The 16,543-nt window shown below is 52.3% G+C and carries 15 protein-coding genes; 8 read left to right on the top strand and 7 right to left on the bottom strand.

What is annotated here, in order from left to right; translation table 11 throughout:
- The first annotated feature begins 34 nt into the window (after positions 1 to 34).
- The 4 genes from OI69_RS15795 (at position 35) to OI69_RS15780 (ending at position 5,045) form a co-directional block, all read left to right on the top strand.
- Complete coding sequence (locus OI69_RS15795) at positions 35 to 1,405, top strand: sucrose-specific PTS transporter subunit IIBC (protein WP_039352478.1); 1,371 nt, start codon at positions 35 to 37, stop codon at positions 1,403 to 1,405.
- Complete coding sequence (locus tag OI69_RS15790; RefSeq protein WP_039352475.1) at positions 1,405 to 2,814, top strand: glycoside hydrolase family 32 protein; 1,410 nt, start codon at positions 1,405 to 1,407, stop codon at positions 2,812 to 2,814. Before OI69_RS15795 ends, OI69_RS15790 begins: the two co-directional genes overlap by 1 nt.
- A 30-nt stretch (positions 2,815 to 2,844) precedes the next feature.
- On the top strand, positions 2,845 to 3,864 hold the full coding sequence (locus OI69_RS15785) for a substrate-binding domain-containing protein (RefSeq protein WP_039352472.1): 1,020 nt from the start codon (positions 2,845 to 2,847) through the stop codon (positions 3,862 to 3,864).
- A gap of 149 nt (positions 3,865 to 4,013) precedes the next feature.
- The gene (locus OI69_RS15780) at positions 4,014 to 5,045 is read left to right on the top strand and encodes a YiiG family protein (RefSeq protein ID WP_039352469.1); all 1,032 of its coding nucleotides are present in this window, start codon (positions 4,014 to 4,016) and stop codon (positions 5,043 to 5,045) included.
- A 147-nt stretch (positions 5,046 to 5,192) separates the two neighbouring features.
- Here OI69_RS15780 and exbD read toward each other — a convergent pair whose 3' ends face one another.
- Both exbD and exbB read right to left on the bottom strand, forming a co-directional pair.
- Positions 5,193 to 5,618 carry a TonB system transport protein ExbD gene (gene exbD / locus OI69_RS15775; RefSeq protein WP_039352467.1) on the bottom strand — a complete coding sequence of 142 codons (426 nt, stop codon included), beginning with the start codon at positions 5,616 to 5,618 and terminating at the stop codon, positions 5,193 to 5,195.
- 3 nt (positions 5,619 to 5,621) lie between these two features.
- Positions 5,622 to 6,632 (bottom strand): tol-pal system-associated acyl-CoA thioesterase, encoded by a 1,011-nt coding sequence (gene exbB, locus OI69_RS15770; protein WP_080752653.1) that lies wholly within the window; start codon positions 6,630 to 6,632, stop codon positions 5,622 to 5,624.
- A 427-nt stretch (positions 6,633 to 7,059) separates the two neighbouring features.
- On the opposite strand from exbB, the gene metC reads away from it, so the two are divergent.
- Both metC and OI69_RS15760 read left to right on the top strand, forming a co-directional pair.
- On the top strand, positions 7,060 to 8,274 hold the full coding sequence (gene metC, locus OI69_RS15765; protein ID WP_039352464.1) for a cystathionine beta-lyase: 1,215 nt from the start codon (positions 7,060 to 7,062) through the stop codon (positions 8,272 to 8,274).
- 283 nt (positions 8,275 to 8,557) lie between these two features.
- A complete protein-coding gene (locus OI69_RS15760) occupies positions 8,558 to 9,217 on the top strand; it encodes a DedA family protein (RefSeq protein WP_039352460.1) in 660 nt (219 codons plus the stop codon).
- Between the two features lie 26 nt (positions 9,218 to 9,243).
- On the opposite strand, the gene OI69_RS15755 is transcribed toward OI69_RS15760, so the two are convergent.
- The gene (locus OI69_RS15755) at positions 9,244 to 10,185 is read right to left on the bottom strand and encodes an AraC family transcriptional regulator (RefSeq protein ID WP_235319703.1); all 942 of its coding nucleotides are present in this window, start codon (positions 10,183 to 10,185) and stop codon (positions 9,244 to 9,246) included.
- Between the two features lie 211 nt (positions 10,186 to 10,396).
- On the opposite strand from OI69_RS15755, the gene OI69_RS15750 reads away from it, so the two are divergent.
- A complete protein-coding gene (locus OI69_RS15750; protein ID WP_039352457.1) occupies positions 10,397 to 11,137 on the top strand; it encodes an NADPH-dependent oxidoreductase in 741 nt (246 codons plus the stop codon).
- A gap of 166 nt (positions 11,138 to 11,303) precedes the next feature.
- Here OI69_RS15750 and OI69_RS15745 read toward each other — a convergent pair whose 3' ends face one another.
- Entirely contained in the window at positions 11,304 to 11,888 is a 585-nt protein-coding gene (locus tag OI69_RS15745; RefSeq protein WP_052198392.1) for a hypothetical protein, read from the bottom strand.
- Positions 11,889 to 12,271: 383 nt separating this feature from the next.
- Here OI69_RS15745 and dkgA point away from each other — a divergent pair, with 383 nt between their 5' ends.
- Positions 12,272 to 13,099, top strand: a complete 828-nt coding sequence (dkgA, locus tag OI69_RS15740) for a 2,5-didehydrogluconate reductase DkgA (RefSeq protein ID WP_039352448.1) — start codon at positions 12,272 to 12,274, stop codon at positions 13,097 to 13,099.
- 43 nt (positions 13,100 to 13,142) lie between these two features.
- Here the strand turns inward: dkgA and OI69_RS15735 are convergent, their stop codons facing one another.
- The 3 genes from OI69_RS15735 to OI69_RS15725 all read right to left on the bottom strand — a co-directional run bounded on the left by OI69_RS15735 (position 13,143) and on the right by OI69_RS15725 (position 16,468).
- On the bottom strand, positions 13,143 to 13,880 hold the full coding sequence (locus OI69_RS15735) for a GntR family transcriptional regulator (protein ID WP_039352447.1): 738 nt from the start codon (positions 13,878 to 13,880) through the stop codon (positions 13,143 to 13,145).
- 330 nt (positions 13,881 to 14,210) lie between these two features.
- Positions 14,211 to 15,626: a cell division protein FtsP gene (gene ftsP, locus OI69_RS15730; protein WP_039352446.1), complete on the bottom strand. Its 1,416-nt coding sequence runs from the start codon at positions 15,624 to 15,626 to the stop codon at positions 14,211 to 14,213.
- Positions 15,627 to 15,730: 104 nt separating this feature from the next.
- Positions 15,731 to 16,468: a 1-acylglycerol-3-phosphate O-acyltransferase gene (locus OI69_RS15725; protein WP_039352445.1), complete on the bottom strand. Its 738-nt coding sequence runs from the start codon at positions 16,466 to 16,468 to the stop codon at positions 15,731 to 15,733.
- Positions 16,469 to 16,543 lie beyond the last annotated feature (75 nt).

Raw genomic sequence — 16,543 nt, 5'->3', positions numbered from 1 at the left:
GGAACGGCATATCCTATTGAAAAAGAGGAATAACATGGATATCAACGCTACTGCCGCCGCGCTCATCCCTCTGCTTGGCGGGAAAGAAAATATCGCCAGTGCTGCGCACTGCGCCACTCGCCTGCGTCTGGTGCTGAATGACGACAGCCTGGCCGACAAGAAAGCGATCGAGAACATTGACGGCGTTAAAGGCTGCTTCCACAACGCTGGACAGATGCAGATCATTTTCGGCATGGGACTCGTCAACAAAGTGTATGCCGAATTCATCAAAATCGCTGGCATCAGTGAATCGAGCAAGTCCGAAGCGGCTTCCCTCGCCGCACAAAAATTAAACCCGCTGCAACGCCTGGCGCGTCTGCTCTCGAACATCTTTGTCCCTATCATGCCGGCGATCATCGCGTCCGGCCTGTTGATGGGATTGCTCGGTATGATCAAGACGTACGGCTGGGTCGATGCCAGCAGCGCGATCTTCGTGATGCTGGATATGTTCAGCTCTGCGGCATTTATTATCCTTCCGGTGCTTATCGGTTTTACCGCCGCACGGGAATTCGGTGCTAACCCCTATCTGGGTGCAACGCTGGGCGGTATCCTGACGCATCCCGCGCTGACCAACGCCTGGGGCGTCGCCGGGGGCTTCCAGACCATGCATTTCTTCGGCATGGACATCGCCATGATCGGCTATCAAGGCACCGTGTTCCCGGTTTTGCTCGCTGTCTGGTTCATGAGCATGGTGGAAAAGCGCCTGCGTAAAATCGTACCGGATGCGCTGGACATCATCGTCACGCCATTCCTGACGGTCATCATCTCCGGCTTTGTCGCGATGCTGCTCATCGGGCCAGCGGGGCGTGCGCTGGGCGACGGTATCTCTTTCTTACTCAGCACCTTGATTGCTCACGCGGGCTGGCTAGCAGGCTTGCTGTTCGGCGGCCTCTACTCCGCTATTGTCATCACCGGCGTCCATCACAGCTTCCATGCCATTGAAGCCGGACTGCTTGGCAATCCGAACATCGGCGTCAACTTCCTGCTGCCGATTTGGGCGATGGCAAACGTCGCACAAGGTGGCGCGTGTCTGGCGGTGTACTTCAAAATTCGCGATGCCAAAACCCGAGCGATTGCCGTTCCGGCGGGGCTGTCTTGTCTGCTGGGCATCACGGAAGCGGCGATATTCGGTATCAACCTACGCTTCATTAAACCGTTCCTGGCGGCGCTGGCAGGCGGTGCGCTCGGCGGCGCATGGGTCGTTTTCAATCACGTCAATATGACAGCCGTTGGACTGACCGGTTTTCCGGGGCTAGCCATTGTGCAGGGCGGGTCGATGCTTAACTACCTGATTGGAATGTTGATTGCATTCGGTGCCGCCTTTGTCATTTCCTTACTGCTGAAATACAAAACGGATAGCGAATAATGAAGGAAATCCACTTACTAAAGCGCATGGCGCACGCCCTGATGTCAGGTCACTCACGGAAAAAAGACGACCCGTATCGCCCGGAATGGCATCTGTCGCCGTGCGTAGGTTTGCTCAACGATCCGAACGGATTCATTCATCATAGTGGGCGTTACCATCTGTTTTATCAGTGGAATCCTTTGTCCTGTGCCCACGGAGCGAAATTCTGGGGGCATTGGAGTTCCGCCGATTTGGTGAACTGGATGCATGAGCCCGTCGCGTTGGTGCCCAGCGAAAGCTATGAAAGTCACGGCTGTTACTCCGGCTCTGCCGTGGTGGATCAAGGCGCGATCATGCTGATGTACACGGGTAACGTGAAATACGACGATGGATCACGCACCGCGTTTCAATGCCTCGCCCGTGAAAACGTTAACGGCGAATATGACAAGCTGGGGCCTGTGCTCACGCTTCCCGACGGTTACACCGGCCACGTTCGCGATCCGAAAGTCTGGCGTCATGAAGACCACTGGTACATGGTGCTCGGCGCACAGGATCGGGATCTTCAGGGGAAGGTACTGCTCTACCGTTCTGCCGATCTGCTGGCATGGGAGAAGATCGCCGAAATCGCCGGTTCACGTTTGGGCGGGCTAGGTGATTTTGGCTACATGTGGGAATGCCCGGATCTGTTCCCGCTGGCGGGCAAAGACGTGCTGATTTGCTGCCCACAGGGCGTGCCCGCCGAAGAAGAACGCTACCTGAATACCTTTCAGGCAGGCTATTTCATCGGCTCGCTTAATTACGAAAACGGGACTTATCCGCATCAGGGCTTCCACGAACTGGATCTCGGCTTCGAATTTTACGCGCCGCAAACCACGCTGAGTGCAGACGGACGACGCCTGCTGTTTGGCTGGATGTCGATTCCTGATGACAATGAGTTTTTTGAGCCGACGATCGAACACGGCTGGATCCATATCATGACCTGCCCGCGTGAACTCACGCTGCATGGCGATCGCGTTTATCAGCGCCCTGCGCGCGAGCTGCAACAACTGCGCAGACAACATTACGCCTGGCAGGGTGCCGCAGACTATGCATCGCCATTAAATGCCAGCAGCGCGGAAATCCTCATCACCGTACAGGGGGAATTCCAGTGCAGCCTCGCTTCTCAACTTGTGCTCTGCTGGGATGGTGAGCGTGTGACGCTAAGCCGCCATAACCGTCGCACTGGTGAACCCGAACATCGCTACTGGCGTGGCGACCTGCATCAATTGCAGATACTGTGCGATCGCTCCAGTATTGAAATTTTCATCAACGAGGGAGAAGCGGTGCTATCTGCCCGCTATTTCCCAGAAAGCGAGCCAATCATGACGTTCAGTGGCTCCGGGCGATTAATGCTACAACACTGGCTGTTAGCGTCATGCGTGATAGAATAACGTCCCTTTTTTCTGATAGCAGACCTCGCGGTGAAACCGACCAAACGCATAACAATCAGTGACCTCGCCGCGCTGGCTGGTGTCTCGAAATCCACCGCCAGTCTGGTACTCAATGGACGTAGCAAAGAATTTCGTGTTTCTGATGAAACGCGCGATCGCATTTTAGCCATCGCGCATGAACAGCGTTATCAACCTAGTATTCACGCCCGTTCGCTGCGTTCCTCACGTAGCAATACGCTAGGGCTGGTGGTGCCGGAAATGACCAACTATGGTTTCGCCGTGATTTCCCGCGAGTTGGAGATGCTGTGCCGTGAAGCGGGGCTACAGTTGCTGATTGCCTGTACCGATGAAAATGCCAGTCAGGAGATGATGGCCGTCAACAGTCTGGTGCAGCGCCAGGTCGATGGCCTGATTGTCGCCTCCAGCCTGTTGAGCGATGTCGAGTATCAGAAAATTAACCAGCAGTTACCCGTCGTACAATTTGATCGGGTGATTGGCGACTCCACACTACCGATGGTCATTTCCGAAGCGATAGAATCCACGGCGGAAATGGTCGAGCGTATCGCCCGCCAGCATCGTGATGAGTTCTATTTCCTTGGCGGCCAGCCGCGTATTTCCCCGACTCGTCACCGTCTGGAAGGCTTCCAGCTTGGGTTAGCGCGAGCAGGCATCGTTTGCCAGCCGGAGTGGATCCTTCACGGCAGCTATCACCCCAGTGCGGGTTATGAAATGTTTGCGCAACTGTGCGCGACGCTGGGGCGTCCACCCAAAGCGCTGTTTGTTGCCGCCTGTGGCCTGATGGAAGGCGTGCTGCGTTATATGAACCAGCACAACCTGATGGAAAGCGGCATCCGTCTGTGCTGCTTTGACGATCACTACCTGTTTGATTGCTTGCCGCTGAAAATCGATACTGTGGCACAGGATTGTGAGAATCTGGCGCGTAACAGCTTTGAAATGATTACGCGTTTAATTGCACAACAGCCGCTTGAAGACGATCGCCGCTATATCCCGACGCGTATTCACTGGCGTCACCCTGACTCACGGGCGTAGGACAACGCTGTTCTCAAGCCGTTATTGACGACAATCCTCTATTGCTATGGCGCATTATCCAGTACCCCACTTGAATAAGGTGTTTAACGACAACCCTGATGTGACGGCATAACCACCATACATCACGATCGAAGAAAAGGAAGTTTCACATGAACGTTCGCAACATCAAGACGCCAGCCGGACTGGCTGCACTCATTGCTGCTGTCATCAGCTTGACGGCCTGCGATGACAAGCCCGAAAGAGCGGTCGAGCCAGCCCAGCCTGAATCTGCCGCCGCCAGTACAGCCCCCGCGCCATCACCCGCCCCTGCGGCGAAACCTCAGCTCGATGCGACCCAAAAGCTCAATATCTACATCGAATGCTTCAACAGCACCTATGTGTCAGCCCACAAAGCGATGGAACGCTACACATCCTGGGTGAAAGATATGAAGGTCGGCCCGACAGGCAAGGAGCGCATCATTTACGGCATCTACACAGTAGGTGAACCTTCCCTGAAAAGCTGCGGTGAACCCGTACTCAACGCGGCCCAGAGCGAACCCGCGATGCCCGCGCTGGATACGGTTGCCAAGGACTACTCCGCCGCCGTTACGGCCTGGGGCAAGACGTTAGAAGAGGCCGGGACTTACTACGGTCGCGAGAACTATAAAGATGACGCGATGGCCCGCGGCAAGGCAATGCATGGTGACATCGTCAAACACTATGCGGCATTCAACACGACCAGTCACCAGTTCAATCAGGCTCTGGAAGACGCTAACGACCAGCGCCAACTGACTCAACTGGCAGACATCGAGAAGAAAGAAGGCCGCCAGTTCAATTACTGGTATATGGCCACCATGCTCAGTGCCAAGCAACTGGTGAATGTGCTGACGCAGGATGACTTCGACATCAACACCGCCACGGCTCGGCTCAAGGCCTATGAAGACAACGCCGATGCGCTGATCGAACTGGCCAAAAAACCCGAAACCGCGAAACCCGCGATGTGGTCAATGATGAGTCTACCATTGGAAAATTATCGTATGGCCGCTAAGGAGCGCCTGCGCCGGGTACGCGATAAAACGCCCTATAGCCAAGGTGAGCGTAGTTTGATTTCAAACAATTCAGGTTGGATGGTACATGGCAGTGCCGATAAGCTCATCAGAAACTACAACTCTCTGATAGACAGCAGCAACCGCCAGCGCTAATTCACGCCATCACTTGGCGAACGCACGCAAGTGAAATCTGCGTAGGCCTGTTTGAGTACGAGACTGGCACTGGAGTCAGTGAAATAAAAAAAGGAATGCGGTTTGAGTGTTCACCCGCATTCCTTCTTAAAACACCACATTCAAGCGCTATTTAGCGGCAGCAGTTTCCGCACCAACCAAACCAACCTTAAGGTAGCCCGCTTTACGCAGTGAATCCATCACGCTCATGATGGTTTCATAATCCACGCTTTTATCTGCCTGAAAGAAGATTGTCGTTTCTTTATTGGCACTGGTTTTTGCATCCAGCATCTGAGCCAGAGACTGCTCGTTAATCGCCTCTTCTCCCAGAAACATTTGTTTATCCGCTTTTACCGTCAGGTAAAGTGGTTTTTCCGGTCGAGGCTGCGGGGCGGCCGATGAGGCTGGCAGATCGACACGAATGTCCACCGTTGCCAGCGGCGCAGCCACCATGAAGATAATCAGCAGAACCAGCATGACGTCAATGAACGGCGTGACGTTAATGTCATGCATTTCACCGTCACCACTCACGTCCTCCTTCAAATGCATCGCCATGACTTAACCCACCCGCAATTTTTGCGCCGCCGAAGACGTCCGGTTATCACTGCTGGCCGCCACGTCGAGATCGCGACTTTGCAGCAGCAGCACCTGAGCCGCCACATCGCCGACTATCGCTTTGTAGCTCGCAATGGCGCGCGCGAAGACGTTATAGATGACTACCGCAGGAATAGCAGCAACCAGACCGATTGCCGTCGCCAGCAGCGCTTCCGCGATCCCCGGCGCGACCACCGCCAGGTTGGTGGTTTGCGTCTGTGCGATACCGATGAAGCTGTTCATGATGCCCCATACCGTACCAAACAGCCCCACGAACGGTGCAACCGCCCCAACCGTTGCCAGATAGCCATTGCCACGCCCCATATGACGACCGGTAGCCGCCACGCGACGTTCCAGACGAAATGCGGTGCGTTCTTTAATTCCGTTGTTGTCATCCGAACGTGCGGAAAGTTCCAGTTCGTTCTGCGCATCCACCAGCAGTTGCTGCGCGACGCTGCCTGCTTTGAATATCTCTGCGGTTTCCAGCGCATCATCCAATGTTTTCGCCTGTTCCAGCGCCAGATATTCACGGCGCAGACGACGTTTCGCACCAGACATGGTGACGCTTTTGCTGAAGAAGATCGCCCAGGTAATGACGGAAGCCAGCAGCAAACCGATCATCACCGTTTTCACCACGGCATCCGCGTGCTGGTACATGCCCCAAACGGACAAATCGGTTTTCATCAGGTTATTGGTGCCCGGTGCCGCACTGGCAGGAAGCGTGAGCGCTGACGCCGGAGCTTGTGCATCGGTCGTCACACGAGCAGAAGGGGACGTAGCCGCAGGCTGCGCGGCTGGCGCAGCATTCTGTGTCGACAACGGCGTGCTTGCCGGAGCCGCCAACGCATTTCCACTTAGTCCCGCCGAACATAGCAGGATAACTAACACGCTACGGGAAAATGCGCTAAACGCGCCACATATTTTTTGCCAGGTTGTTAACACCTGGCGAGTCATATTACTGACAGCCGTCTTCACGCTGTGCCTCCACCATTCATTCAGTACCATATCCGCACATACCCACAGGTATAATGCCGCAATAACGCAGCCTGAAATGATACCAAACCCTGAACGAATTGATAGTTGTTCTCATTATTATTTACGCCAGATAACACACTTTTCCTTGCATTCTGTAAGGGTTGCTGGGGGTATTACCTGCCTATCGGCAGGAAAAACATACACTCGACTAATTGGCGTCGCCACCACACTTTCCTACCGGTGGTTACCTGAAATGTTTTCATCTACACCCAATCTTATTCCACTCAAACCCACACACCGCCCAAGCCGTGATAACGTAGGTTAATACATCGAATAACGCACCCTTGTTTCCTCACACTGTCACTGTCGGGAATATCTGGCGTGTTGGGTCATCCGGCAGGATCGAATAGAAAAGGTAATAGTGGTTATGACAAGCAAAAAAACGGCAACTGCACTAGTCGCCGCAGGACGCCGCAAGGCATTCACTCACGGCTCCGTAAACCCCGTTATTCAGCGCGCGTCCTCTCTGGTATTCGATACCGTGCAGGACAAAAAACACGCGACCATTAACCGTGCCAAAGGCGCACTGTTCTATGGTCGTCGCGGCACGCTGACTCACTTTTCGTTTCAGGAAGCGATGGTGGAACTGGAAGGCGGTGCAGGCTGTGTGTTGTACCCGTGCGGTGCCGCGGCTATCTCTAACGCGATTCTCTCTTTCGTCGCCGCGGGCGATCATGTGCTGGTAACGGGTTCGGCCTATGAACCCACGCAGGATTTCTGTAATAAAGTCCTCAGTAAGATGAACGTCAGCACCACCTATTTCGATCCGCTCATTGGTGCCGATATTGCCGGGCTGATCCAGCCCAATACCACAGTCGTCTTTCTCGAATCGCCCGGCTCCATCACCATGGAAGTACACGATGTGCCAGCCATCGTCCAAGCCGTACGCCGCATCAATCCCGAGATTATTGTCATGATTGATAATACCTGGGCGGCGGGTATTTTATTCAAAGCACTCGACTTCGATATTGATATCTCCATTCAGTCTGCCACCAAATATATTGTCGGTCATTCCGATGCCATGATAGGTACGGCTGTCGCTAACGAACGCTGCTGGGCGCAACTTCGTGAGCATTCTTACCTAATGGGACAAATGGTGGATGCAGATACCGCGTATGTCGCCAGCCGTGGCCTGCGCACTCTGGGCGTTAGACTCAAACAGCATCAGGAAAGCAGCATCCGCATTGCGACATGGCTGGCCGAGCAACCAGAAGTGGCCGTGGTTAACCACCCAGCTTTACCTGAATGCAAAGGGCATGAGTTTTACGTTCGCGATTTTAACGGCTGCAACGGCTTGTTCTCCTTTGTGTTGAAAGAGAAATTAAGCAAAGAAGCGTTGGCTCACTATCTGGATCATTTTGAACACTTCAGCATGGCGTACTCCTGGGGCGGCTTTGAATCACTGATTCTGGCGAATCAGCCTGAAGAGCTGGCAGCCATCCGCCCGGTAAGCGGTGTGGACTTTACCGGTACACTTATTCGGTTACATATTGGACTTGAAGACAGTGACGATCTGATCGACGATCTGGCGGCGGGGTTCAGCAGGCTGCACTCCCTTACACCACACGCTGGCAAAGAATAGGAAGAAAAAATATAGGAAGTGTGACGGCCATAAAGCCGTCGCGCCTTGATTTCCTCTGCGGTGTGGTGGGTAATGCGTTATGATAGTCATGAGTCAACGCCTACCAAAAAACGGCGTTATCTTAACCCAAATTTAGCATTAACCCCCTGCCGTATTCTCATCATGCGGCAAGGCGTTTTGCCCAACCGATTTTAGGGCATGATAGACAGTAAATTTCAGGTGACCCAGCGTTTCATCGCCATGGCCTGAGAGATAGTGTATATCGTCACTGGCGAGAAGTAATATGAGTGTGGTTCACGACATTATTCAGGCGCTCTGGCAGCAAGATTTTACTGCATTGACCGATCCCCATGTTATTTGGGTGATTTACGGCATTTTGTTTACGACGCTGTTTCTGGAGAATGGCCTGCTGCCCGCTTCTTTTTTGCCCGGTGATAGCCTGCTATTGCTCACTGGCGCCATGATTGCCAAAGGCGTGATGAGCTTTTTACCCACAATGATTCTGCTCACGATCGCCGCCAGCCTCGGCTGCTGGCTCAGCTACCTGCAAGGGCGCTGGCTGAGCGATACCCGGTTGGTAAAAGGTTGGCTGTTACAGCTTCCCGCCCATTACCACCAGCGCGCCCACCATCTGTTCCACCGCCACGGCCTGATGGCGCTGTTGGTTGGTCGCTTTTTAGCGTTCATCCGCACGCTGCTGCCAACGATGGCGGGCATTTCTGGATTAAACAATACGCGCTTTCAGATTTTCAACTGGCTCAGCGGGCTGCTGTGGGTCGGGGGCATTGTCACGCTCGGCTATGCGCTTAGCCATATCCCGCTGGTCAAACGCTATGAAGATCAGGTCATGACGGCGCTGATCCTGCTCCCCGTTATTTTACTGGTCAGCGGTCTTGTCGGCATGGCGGTCATGGTGTGGCGTAAAAAACGCGCAATCGCCTAAGCAGGTAACCACACGCGTTTTTGCCTTCAGTTTTCCTCAACCGCCAGATTACTGGCATTTAATCTCGTGATTTCATCGCTCGGCGTCGCGCCGAAATAGCGCTTAAATTCCCGGCTAAACTGCGACACGCTCTCATAACCAACACGAGTGGCCGCGACGCCCGCTCTCAGCCCCTCGTTGATCATCATCACGCGAGCTTTGTGCAAGCGGTAAGATTTCAGGTACTGCAATGGCGATGTATTGGTGACAGCCTTGAAGTTGTGATGAAACGCAGAGACGCTCATGTTCACTTCCGCCGCCAGTTGTTCAACACTCAAGCTATCAGCATAGTGATTTTCGATACGTCGCAGAGATTTGGCAATCTGGCTGAAGTGCGTATGCCGACTCACCAGCGCCTGTAATGCCGCACCACGTTTACCGCAAAGCATATGATAGATAATCTCGCGCACCACCGTCGGTCCCAGCACGCGGGCATCACGCGGGTTCCCCATCGCATCCAGCAGCCGTTCCACGGCACACAGAATCTCATCGGTCAGCGGCGCGCTATTTACCCCACATGTACCCGAACTGGGGCGGATCACGCTGTCATCATCGCCGATGTCGATTAGCAAATCCTGTAGCATCTGGATATCAATACGGATGGCGATACCGACCAGCGGGTTCTCAACACTGGCTATCGTCTCGCATTCGAACGGCAGTGGTACTGTCATCAATAGGTAGTTTTCTGAGTCGTACTGGAACGTTTTGCCCCCCAGATAGCCAATTTTTTTTCCCTGAAAAATAATGACGATCGTCGGTTCATACATCACGGGCACACGCGGATAATGCTGCTCGGTATAAAGGATACTGACCTGTGGCACCGGCGAAGGCGTGACCCAGCTTTTGGTTGAGCAACGTATTGCCTGCTGCACGATGCGTTGCCGCACGGTCTGCGGCGTTGTATGTTGTGGCTGACCTTCCATCGACATGGTGTTATCTCGCTACTGGTTCACATTTCCTGCCTGGAGCCTCTCTCCTGGCAGAAGAAGCAAAATGACACACCCGCGAATCATTATCATCATTTTCTCCTCTGCTTTGTAGAAATAGGCAACAAGCAAACAGAAATGTGCATTGAAGCGCTTCCCAAGGTTGATGACAATACTGAGCATACATTCATCCCCTCATCTCACGGGAAAAGACATGAATAAAACCATTGAACTGTTCACCTCACACCGCAGTGAACGTAGCTATCTTGATAAAACGATTCCTGATGACGTGCTGGATGCCATTATTCAGTCAGCCCATCTGGCACCGACATCCGTAAACTCTCAGCAGGTGTCGCTCGTCGTCACCCGCGACCCGGAACGCAAAGCTCGCATTGCCGAACTGGCTGGCGGCCAGCCATGGATTGCTAAGGCTCCCGTCTTCATTACTGTGGTGTTGGACATGCATAAAACGCAGGTCGGAATTGCCATGAGCGGTAAACAACAGCATGCCCATGAAAGTATTGAAAGCCTGATCGCTGGCACAACGGACGTTGGCATTGCGCTCGGCACGCTGATGGCCGCGGCACGCTCATTTGGATTGGGCATCGTGCCAATTGGCGGCATTCGCCGCGACCCGCAAGCGATGATCGACTTACTGGCGCTTCCTGAACTGACGTTTCCCGTCGCGGGCGTCGCCATCGGCTATGTGGATACTCCAGCGCATCAGAAACCACGTCTGCCGCTCAACTCCTTCCGCCATGATGAAACTTACCATCAGGATGTTCTGCCTACGGCGATTGAACAATATAACCACACGTTGGTGACACACTGGCAGCAAACTGGCCGCACAGACGGCGACAACTGGGGTGACAACACCGCCAGCTACTATCAGCACATTTATTTCCCGAAAGTCTTACCTGCGATCCTCCAACAAGGCTTTAAACTGGACAAATAACCGATATTAACGTTCACCTTGACGGTGAAATCATCGCTATCGACGTGCTTTTTTAGAAAATCCTGTTTAATAACATTTAAACGGGATTTTTAATTATTCATATAGTATCGACATGTCATCTATTTAATAACATGCCGATACAATGAGGCATAGGGGAATAAACCCACTAGATCACAGCACCGCCTTTCATATACCAAGGTCGTTGTCCAGAACAGTTCTTTATATTCAAGATTTCCACATGCTTAAGCTGTTTCTCCCCTGTATCGCCATCAATAATTTGATAAATCCTAAGATATTTTCCCGTTGCCAAATTATGATTTTCAAAATCAACGGTAACATAATAGAATGCGCCAGGCTGAGGTTTGAAAGTGATGATGCTCTCAGAGACGGTTGCTTTAGATAAAAATAAATTCTTGCTACCGGTTTCCCCGGTATAAAGCACTCTAATAGCAAGATTGTCATTAGCACTAACCCAATATTCCTGGTTATCTTTTTTCATCCCTACGGCGTCAGGAATACCTATATTTTTTCTACCAGAAAATACATTTCTCGGTATAAAACCATTATTTTTCGAATAGAGATCAATACAGTTCTTTGTTTCTGGATAAACCCTGACCTGATTGTAACCAATATTAAATGCAATACCCGATTTTTTATCTCCAGTATAATCTGTTAAGTTTTTATTATAGTCAGAAACTGTAGAACATCCTGTTAATAATAAAACCAAAAATAATCCCATAAAACGTTTCAATTAAACACTCCTGTTACATTTGAACTATTCCTGTTCACTATCATACTATCCTTTCTAAGAAGGCAATATGATGATATCCACATGATACGACGAAGATTATGAATATCCAACGATGAGTGGGTGCCATGCCAATGCGTTTAATTGGGTGTAACATTCAGATTCTTATGCTGTGCGCATAGCCTGTGTTGATACTCATTTCCCCGTTGTGATTCGATTGTTATTTACTGGGCCATTGATTCTCTACTCACATTTTCTACTAGACTGAAATCATATGCCTGTTCCTGTGAGGGATCACATTCCTTTATGTCTGTGATATGAACAGGCCCCCATCCAGTTAACCCTATGATACGTTTATGGATTAACGGATATAAAAGGAGAATGATATGACGCAACCGAAAGTGAAACTGGCAGACGGCAATATCATGCCCCAGTTGGGGTTGGGTGTCTGGCGAGCAAGCAGTGAGGACACAGTAACCGCCGTAACCGAAGCCTTGTCCATCGGCTATCGGGCGATTGATACCGCCGCGATTTATAAGAACGAAGAAGCCGTCGGTCAGGCGCTACGCTCCGCGAATCTGCCGCGTGAAGAGGTATTCATCACTACCAAGCTGTGGAATGGCGATCACACCGCTCCTCAACAAGCGCTGGAAGAGAGCCTGCAAAAGCTTCGGTTAGACTATGTCGATCTCTACCTGATTCACTGGCCGCTCCCGCAACAGAATACCTTCGTGGATGCCTGGCGCGGGCTAATCAAACTCCAGGAACAAGGTCTGGCAAAAAGCATCGGTGTCAGTAATTTCCATATTCACCATTTACAGCGACTCAAAGAAGAAACGGGTGTATTACCGGTTATCGATCAGGTCGAACTGCACCCGCTTCTCCAGCAAAGACAGCTCCATTCCTGGAACGCCACGCACCACATCCAGACGGAATCCTGGAGCCCGTTGGCACAGGGCGGCGAAGGGGTTTTCGACCATCCCACTATCCGTAAACTGGCGAGCAAATACGGAAAAACACCGGCACAGATCGTGATCCGCTGGCATCTGGACACTGGGCTGGTGGTGATCCCTAAATCGGTGACGCCTGCGCGTATCAAGGAAAACTTTGAAGTATTTGATTTCCGTCTGGATAAAGACGAACTGAGTGAAATCGCCAAGCTCGACTGCGGGAAGCGTCTGGGTTCAGACCCTGACGAGCCAAAAAACAACTAATCCGTCTTTGATGCCAGCCCTCACCGTGCTGGCATTTTTCTTTCTAATCGGCAAACTGAATCTCATAGACATCGCTACGGCAATGCGCCTCGCTGTATTCCAGCAGTTCACCTCGTTCGTTATAAACGTGCAGTTGGCAATACAGCACGGGTGACGCCAGCGCGATACCAAGCAGTTCAGCCACCTCTTCCACACAAGAGATCGCTTTGAAGCGATAGCGCTTTTTGTCCGGCGTAATCCCGTGCCTTATCCAGTATTGATAGAGGGACTGCTCAAGGGCTTCTGGATCGGAGAGGAATTTTTGCGGTATCCAGGTAGTTTCCAGCGAAACCGGCTCACCATTGCTGAGCCGGACACGTCGCAGATAGGTGACAGCCTCGCCTTCCGGCAAAGACATTTTTGCGGCAATAGCCGCAGGCGGAACCTGTATTGCCTTTTCCAGCCAGAGACTACCCGCCACGCCACCTTGTTTCAGAATTAGCGCGGTGAACCCTTCATCGTCGGCACTTAACGCATAATTCAGCCGTTGAGCCACGCGGGTTCCTACCCCCTGCTGGCGCACAATCATCCCTTTTTCTTCCAGCAGCGACAGAGAACGGGAAACCGTTACGCGCGACAATCCCAACTGCTGTGCAATCAATCTTTCCGCGGGTAAGAACTGGCCGGATAACGTCTTCCGGCGGCCGAGTCCTGATTCAAGCAACGAGGCGAGCTGCATATAGCGAGGCGCCGACGGCGCTCCAGACAGTTGATCTCTGACCCAAAGCAGTAATTCCCGCATAGTGCAGCCTTTTCAGTGACGCAGCATTCTGGCTGCGTGCCGGTTAAGACAAAAGTGAACCTGATTTACTGGCGAAACAAAACGCACTGACGCTGAGATTATTGTAATAAAAAATGTTGTTAATACCCATCAGACTTGAGACAGCACACCCGCCAAACAACGATTCACCTTTAATTCATAGCAACATCTATAAGGTATCGTCCACGCGGCTCCGCATCTTTAATTTTGGTTTGTGTGAAGCACGGTTGACACAATAAGCATGTAGCAGATCCGTCTGACGAGCAAGCCGCGCGTCAGACGGTTAGCAAGAGAGGGAACGGTAAGACTTGCTTACATCGCAGACTGTACGATGAGCTGCCCTGTCGAGCCGCGATCGGCCAGTTCCAACGTCTGGCTGTAATACAGGAAGGGGAACGCCAGTGAGGATGGCTGCGTGAAATAAACTAGCAGCTCGACATCGTTATCCACCCACACGGTGTCTTTCCAGCCGCTGTCTTCCACCGCAGGTCGGCCACCGTTCGCACTACGCACCAGGAATTTGACGCCCTGGATATGAAACGCCTGCGGCGTATCAGCGTGAATAATCCAGCGTTCACAGCGGCCTAGTTGGGTTTGTACATCGACACGCGTCATGTCCCACATCGCGCCGTTGATGCCGGGTAAACTATCACCCAGACGGAATTCGCGCGTGCGGCTGATGCTGCCTTCAATGATGTTGTCAGCCAGCAGGCGCATCGGCAGGTTATCCGTGACCAATGGCAACAGGCCCGTCGGCTTCAGCGTGAGTATCTGGGTGGAAATCAGGATACTGGAAGGCTCAAATAGACCACGCAGGCGATCCATAATCCCAGCCGACTCGCCTGCCGTCAGCGTGACATCCTCACCTTGCGACATGTCGATCAAAATCTCGCGTCGTTCACCGGGGGAAAGAGAAAGCTGGTTCACTGCCATCGGAGCAGGGAGCAGCCCTTGATCGCTGGCGATCACATGCATCGCCCGCCCATCGCTCAACCGCATCACGTAACGCCGGGCGTTCGACGCGTTCAGCAACCTCAGGCGAACCCAGCCACGGGACACTTCAACAAAGGGATTCTGGACACCGTTGATTAACAGAGAGTCCCCCACAAATCCACCGTTAGAGGGCGGGCTATAGATAGGGACGCCAAAGTTATCCAGCCGTTTATCCTGAATAATCAACGGGAAATCATCCACACCGTAGTGATTAGGAAGTGGCAAAGATTTACTGGCGCGATCTTCCACTAGCCAGAGTCCGGCCAGCCCGTTATAGATATGCGGAGCCATACGGTTCGGGGTATTCGCATGATACCAGCAGGTGGCAGATGGCTGACGAATAGGCAGCACCGGCGACCAGTCGGTGCCTGGAGAAATCATACGCGCCGCGCCGCCCATGAGCGGCCCCGGCACCTGCAACCCGCCGATCGTCATCGCGACCGGCTCATTCAGGCGGTTACTGTAAATCAGCTTAACGTCGTCACTGTCATACACCCGTACCGTCGGCCCTAAATAACGGCCATTGATGCCCCAAATAGACGTCTTACGATCGCCAGAAAATGCCCAATGAGCACGCTGCATGGTCAGGAAAAGAGGCTGGCCTCGGCGCGACTCCAGTAATGGCGGTATCGGCAATGCGATGGGGTTACCACTGGCCTTTGCCGCCAGCGGCGTCATACCCGCACATAACGCAAGGCCCGATGCCTGAATAAACTGACGTCGGCTGAGTGACATAATGACTCCGTAAATCCATTAACCGTAAGCAAAGTTTAAATGCCGATTAATTATTTCGACGATGTATTCGAAAGAAATAATCGCATAACACAAATAGGGTAAATTTATTTTTTGTCTGCGGCTTCGCGCACCGCAACTTCTGCATCCAACTCCGCAATCTTGGCGGCCATCACGTCATGGCAATGTGTCGCCAGCTCACGAACCTGATCTTTGGTATATGCGCGGGTATCAATAGGCGGCAACATTTCGACGATAACCAAACCGTTATTCCAGCGGTTCAGTTTCACCTTATTACTGGTGGTAGAAACACAAATCGGTACAATCGGCACTTCTGCGCTAATCGCGGCATGAAACGCACCGGTTTTGAATGGTAGCAGGCCGCGTCCACGGCTGCGTGTACCTTCGGGAAACATCCAGATCGACGCATTGCGCTCTTTAATATGTTTCACCACCTGTGCGATGGTGCCATGCGCTTTGGCGCGGTTTTCACGGTCAATCAGCAGATTACCCGTCAGCCAATAAAGCGGCCCGAAAAACGGAACCCACAACAGGCTTTTCTTACCCACGGTAACGGTACGAGGCTGAACCGCTCTGGATACCGTGACCATATCGTAATTGTTCTGATGATTCGCAATATAGATGCAGTTGCCGTAACGCGCCACGTCTTCCGGTATCCGCATTTCTACTTTCAGGCCAAACACCACGGACAAGCGCCCAAAAAGATGACCGAAGGTCGCTACATGGCGGGGATTTCGAGGGCTGAACAGACAGTAAAACAAGCCAAAAACACAGATCAAAATCGAAAATATAACGACAATAAAAAAACGCAAAATGGATAACATAGCAACCTCATTAGCCGAAAGCCGCCGCTAGTATAGCGATTTCGCGCTAAAACACACGGTGATTCAATTTGCAGC

It is taken from the genome of Pectobacterium fontis, from assembly GCF_000803215.1.
Classification (GTDB): Bacteria; Pseudomonadota; Gammaproteobacteria; order Enterobacterales; family Enterobacteriaceae; genus Pectobacterium; species Pectobacterium fontis.
This window is presented reverse-complemented; position numbering and strand designations above follow the sequence as displayed.

Coding starts and splice junctions, on each gene's coding strand:
- OI69_RS15735 (WP_039352447.1), bottom strand. CDS start 13,880: ATGCGGGAATTACTGCTTTGGGTCAGAGATCAACTGTCTGGAGCGCCG.
- OI69_RS15755 (WP_235319703.1), bottom strand. CDS start 10,185: ATGTCGATGGAAGGTCAGCCACAACATACAACGCCGCAGACCGTGCGG.
- OI69_RS15725 (WP_039352445.1), bottom strand. CDS start 16,468: ATGTTATCCATTTTGCGTTTTTTTATTGTCGTTATATTTTCGATTTTG.
- OI69_RS15790 (WP_039352475.1), top strand. CDS start 1,405: ATGAAGGAAATCCACTTACTAAAGCGCATGGCGCACGCCCTGATGTCA.
- OI69_RS15760 (WP_039352460.1), top strand. CDS start 8,558: ATGAGTGTGGTTCACGACATTATTCAGGCGCTCTGGCAGCAAGATTTT.
- dkgA (WP_039352448.1), top strand. CDS start 12,272: ATGACGCAACCGAAAGTGAAACTGGCAGACGGCAATATCATGCCCCAG.
- ftsP (WP_039352446.1), bottom strand. CDS start 15,626: ATGTCACTCAGCCGACGTCAGTTTATTCAGGCATCGGGCCTTGCGTTA.
- exbD (WP_039352467.1), bottom strand. CDS start 5,618: ATGGCGATGCATTTGAAGGAGGACGTGAGTGGTGACGGTGAAATGCAT.
- OI69_RS15780 (WP_039352469.1), top strand. CDS start 4,014: ATGAACGTTCGCAACATCAAGACGCCAGCCGGACTGGCTGCACTCATT.
- metC (WP_039352464.1), top strand. CDS start 7,060: ATGACAAGCAAAAAAACGGCAACTGCACTAGTCGCCGCAGGACGCCGC.
- OI69_RS15795 (WP_039352478.1), top strand. CDS start 35: ATGGATATCAACGCTACTGCCGCCGCGCTCATCCCTCTGCTTGGCGGG.
- OI69_RS15750 (WP_039352457.1), top strand. CDS start 10,397: ATGAATAAAACCATTGAACTGTTCACCTCACACCGCAGTGAACGTAGC.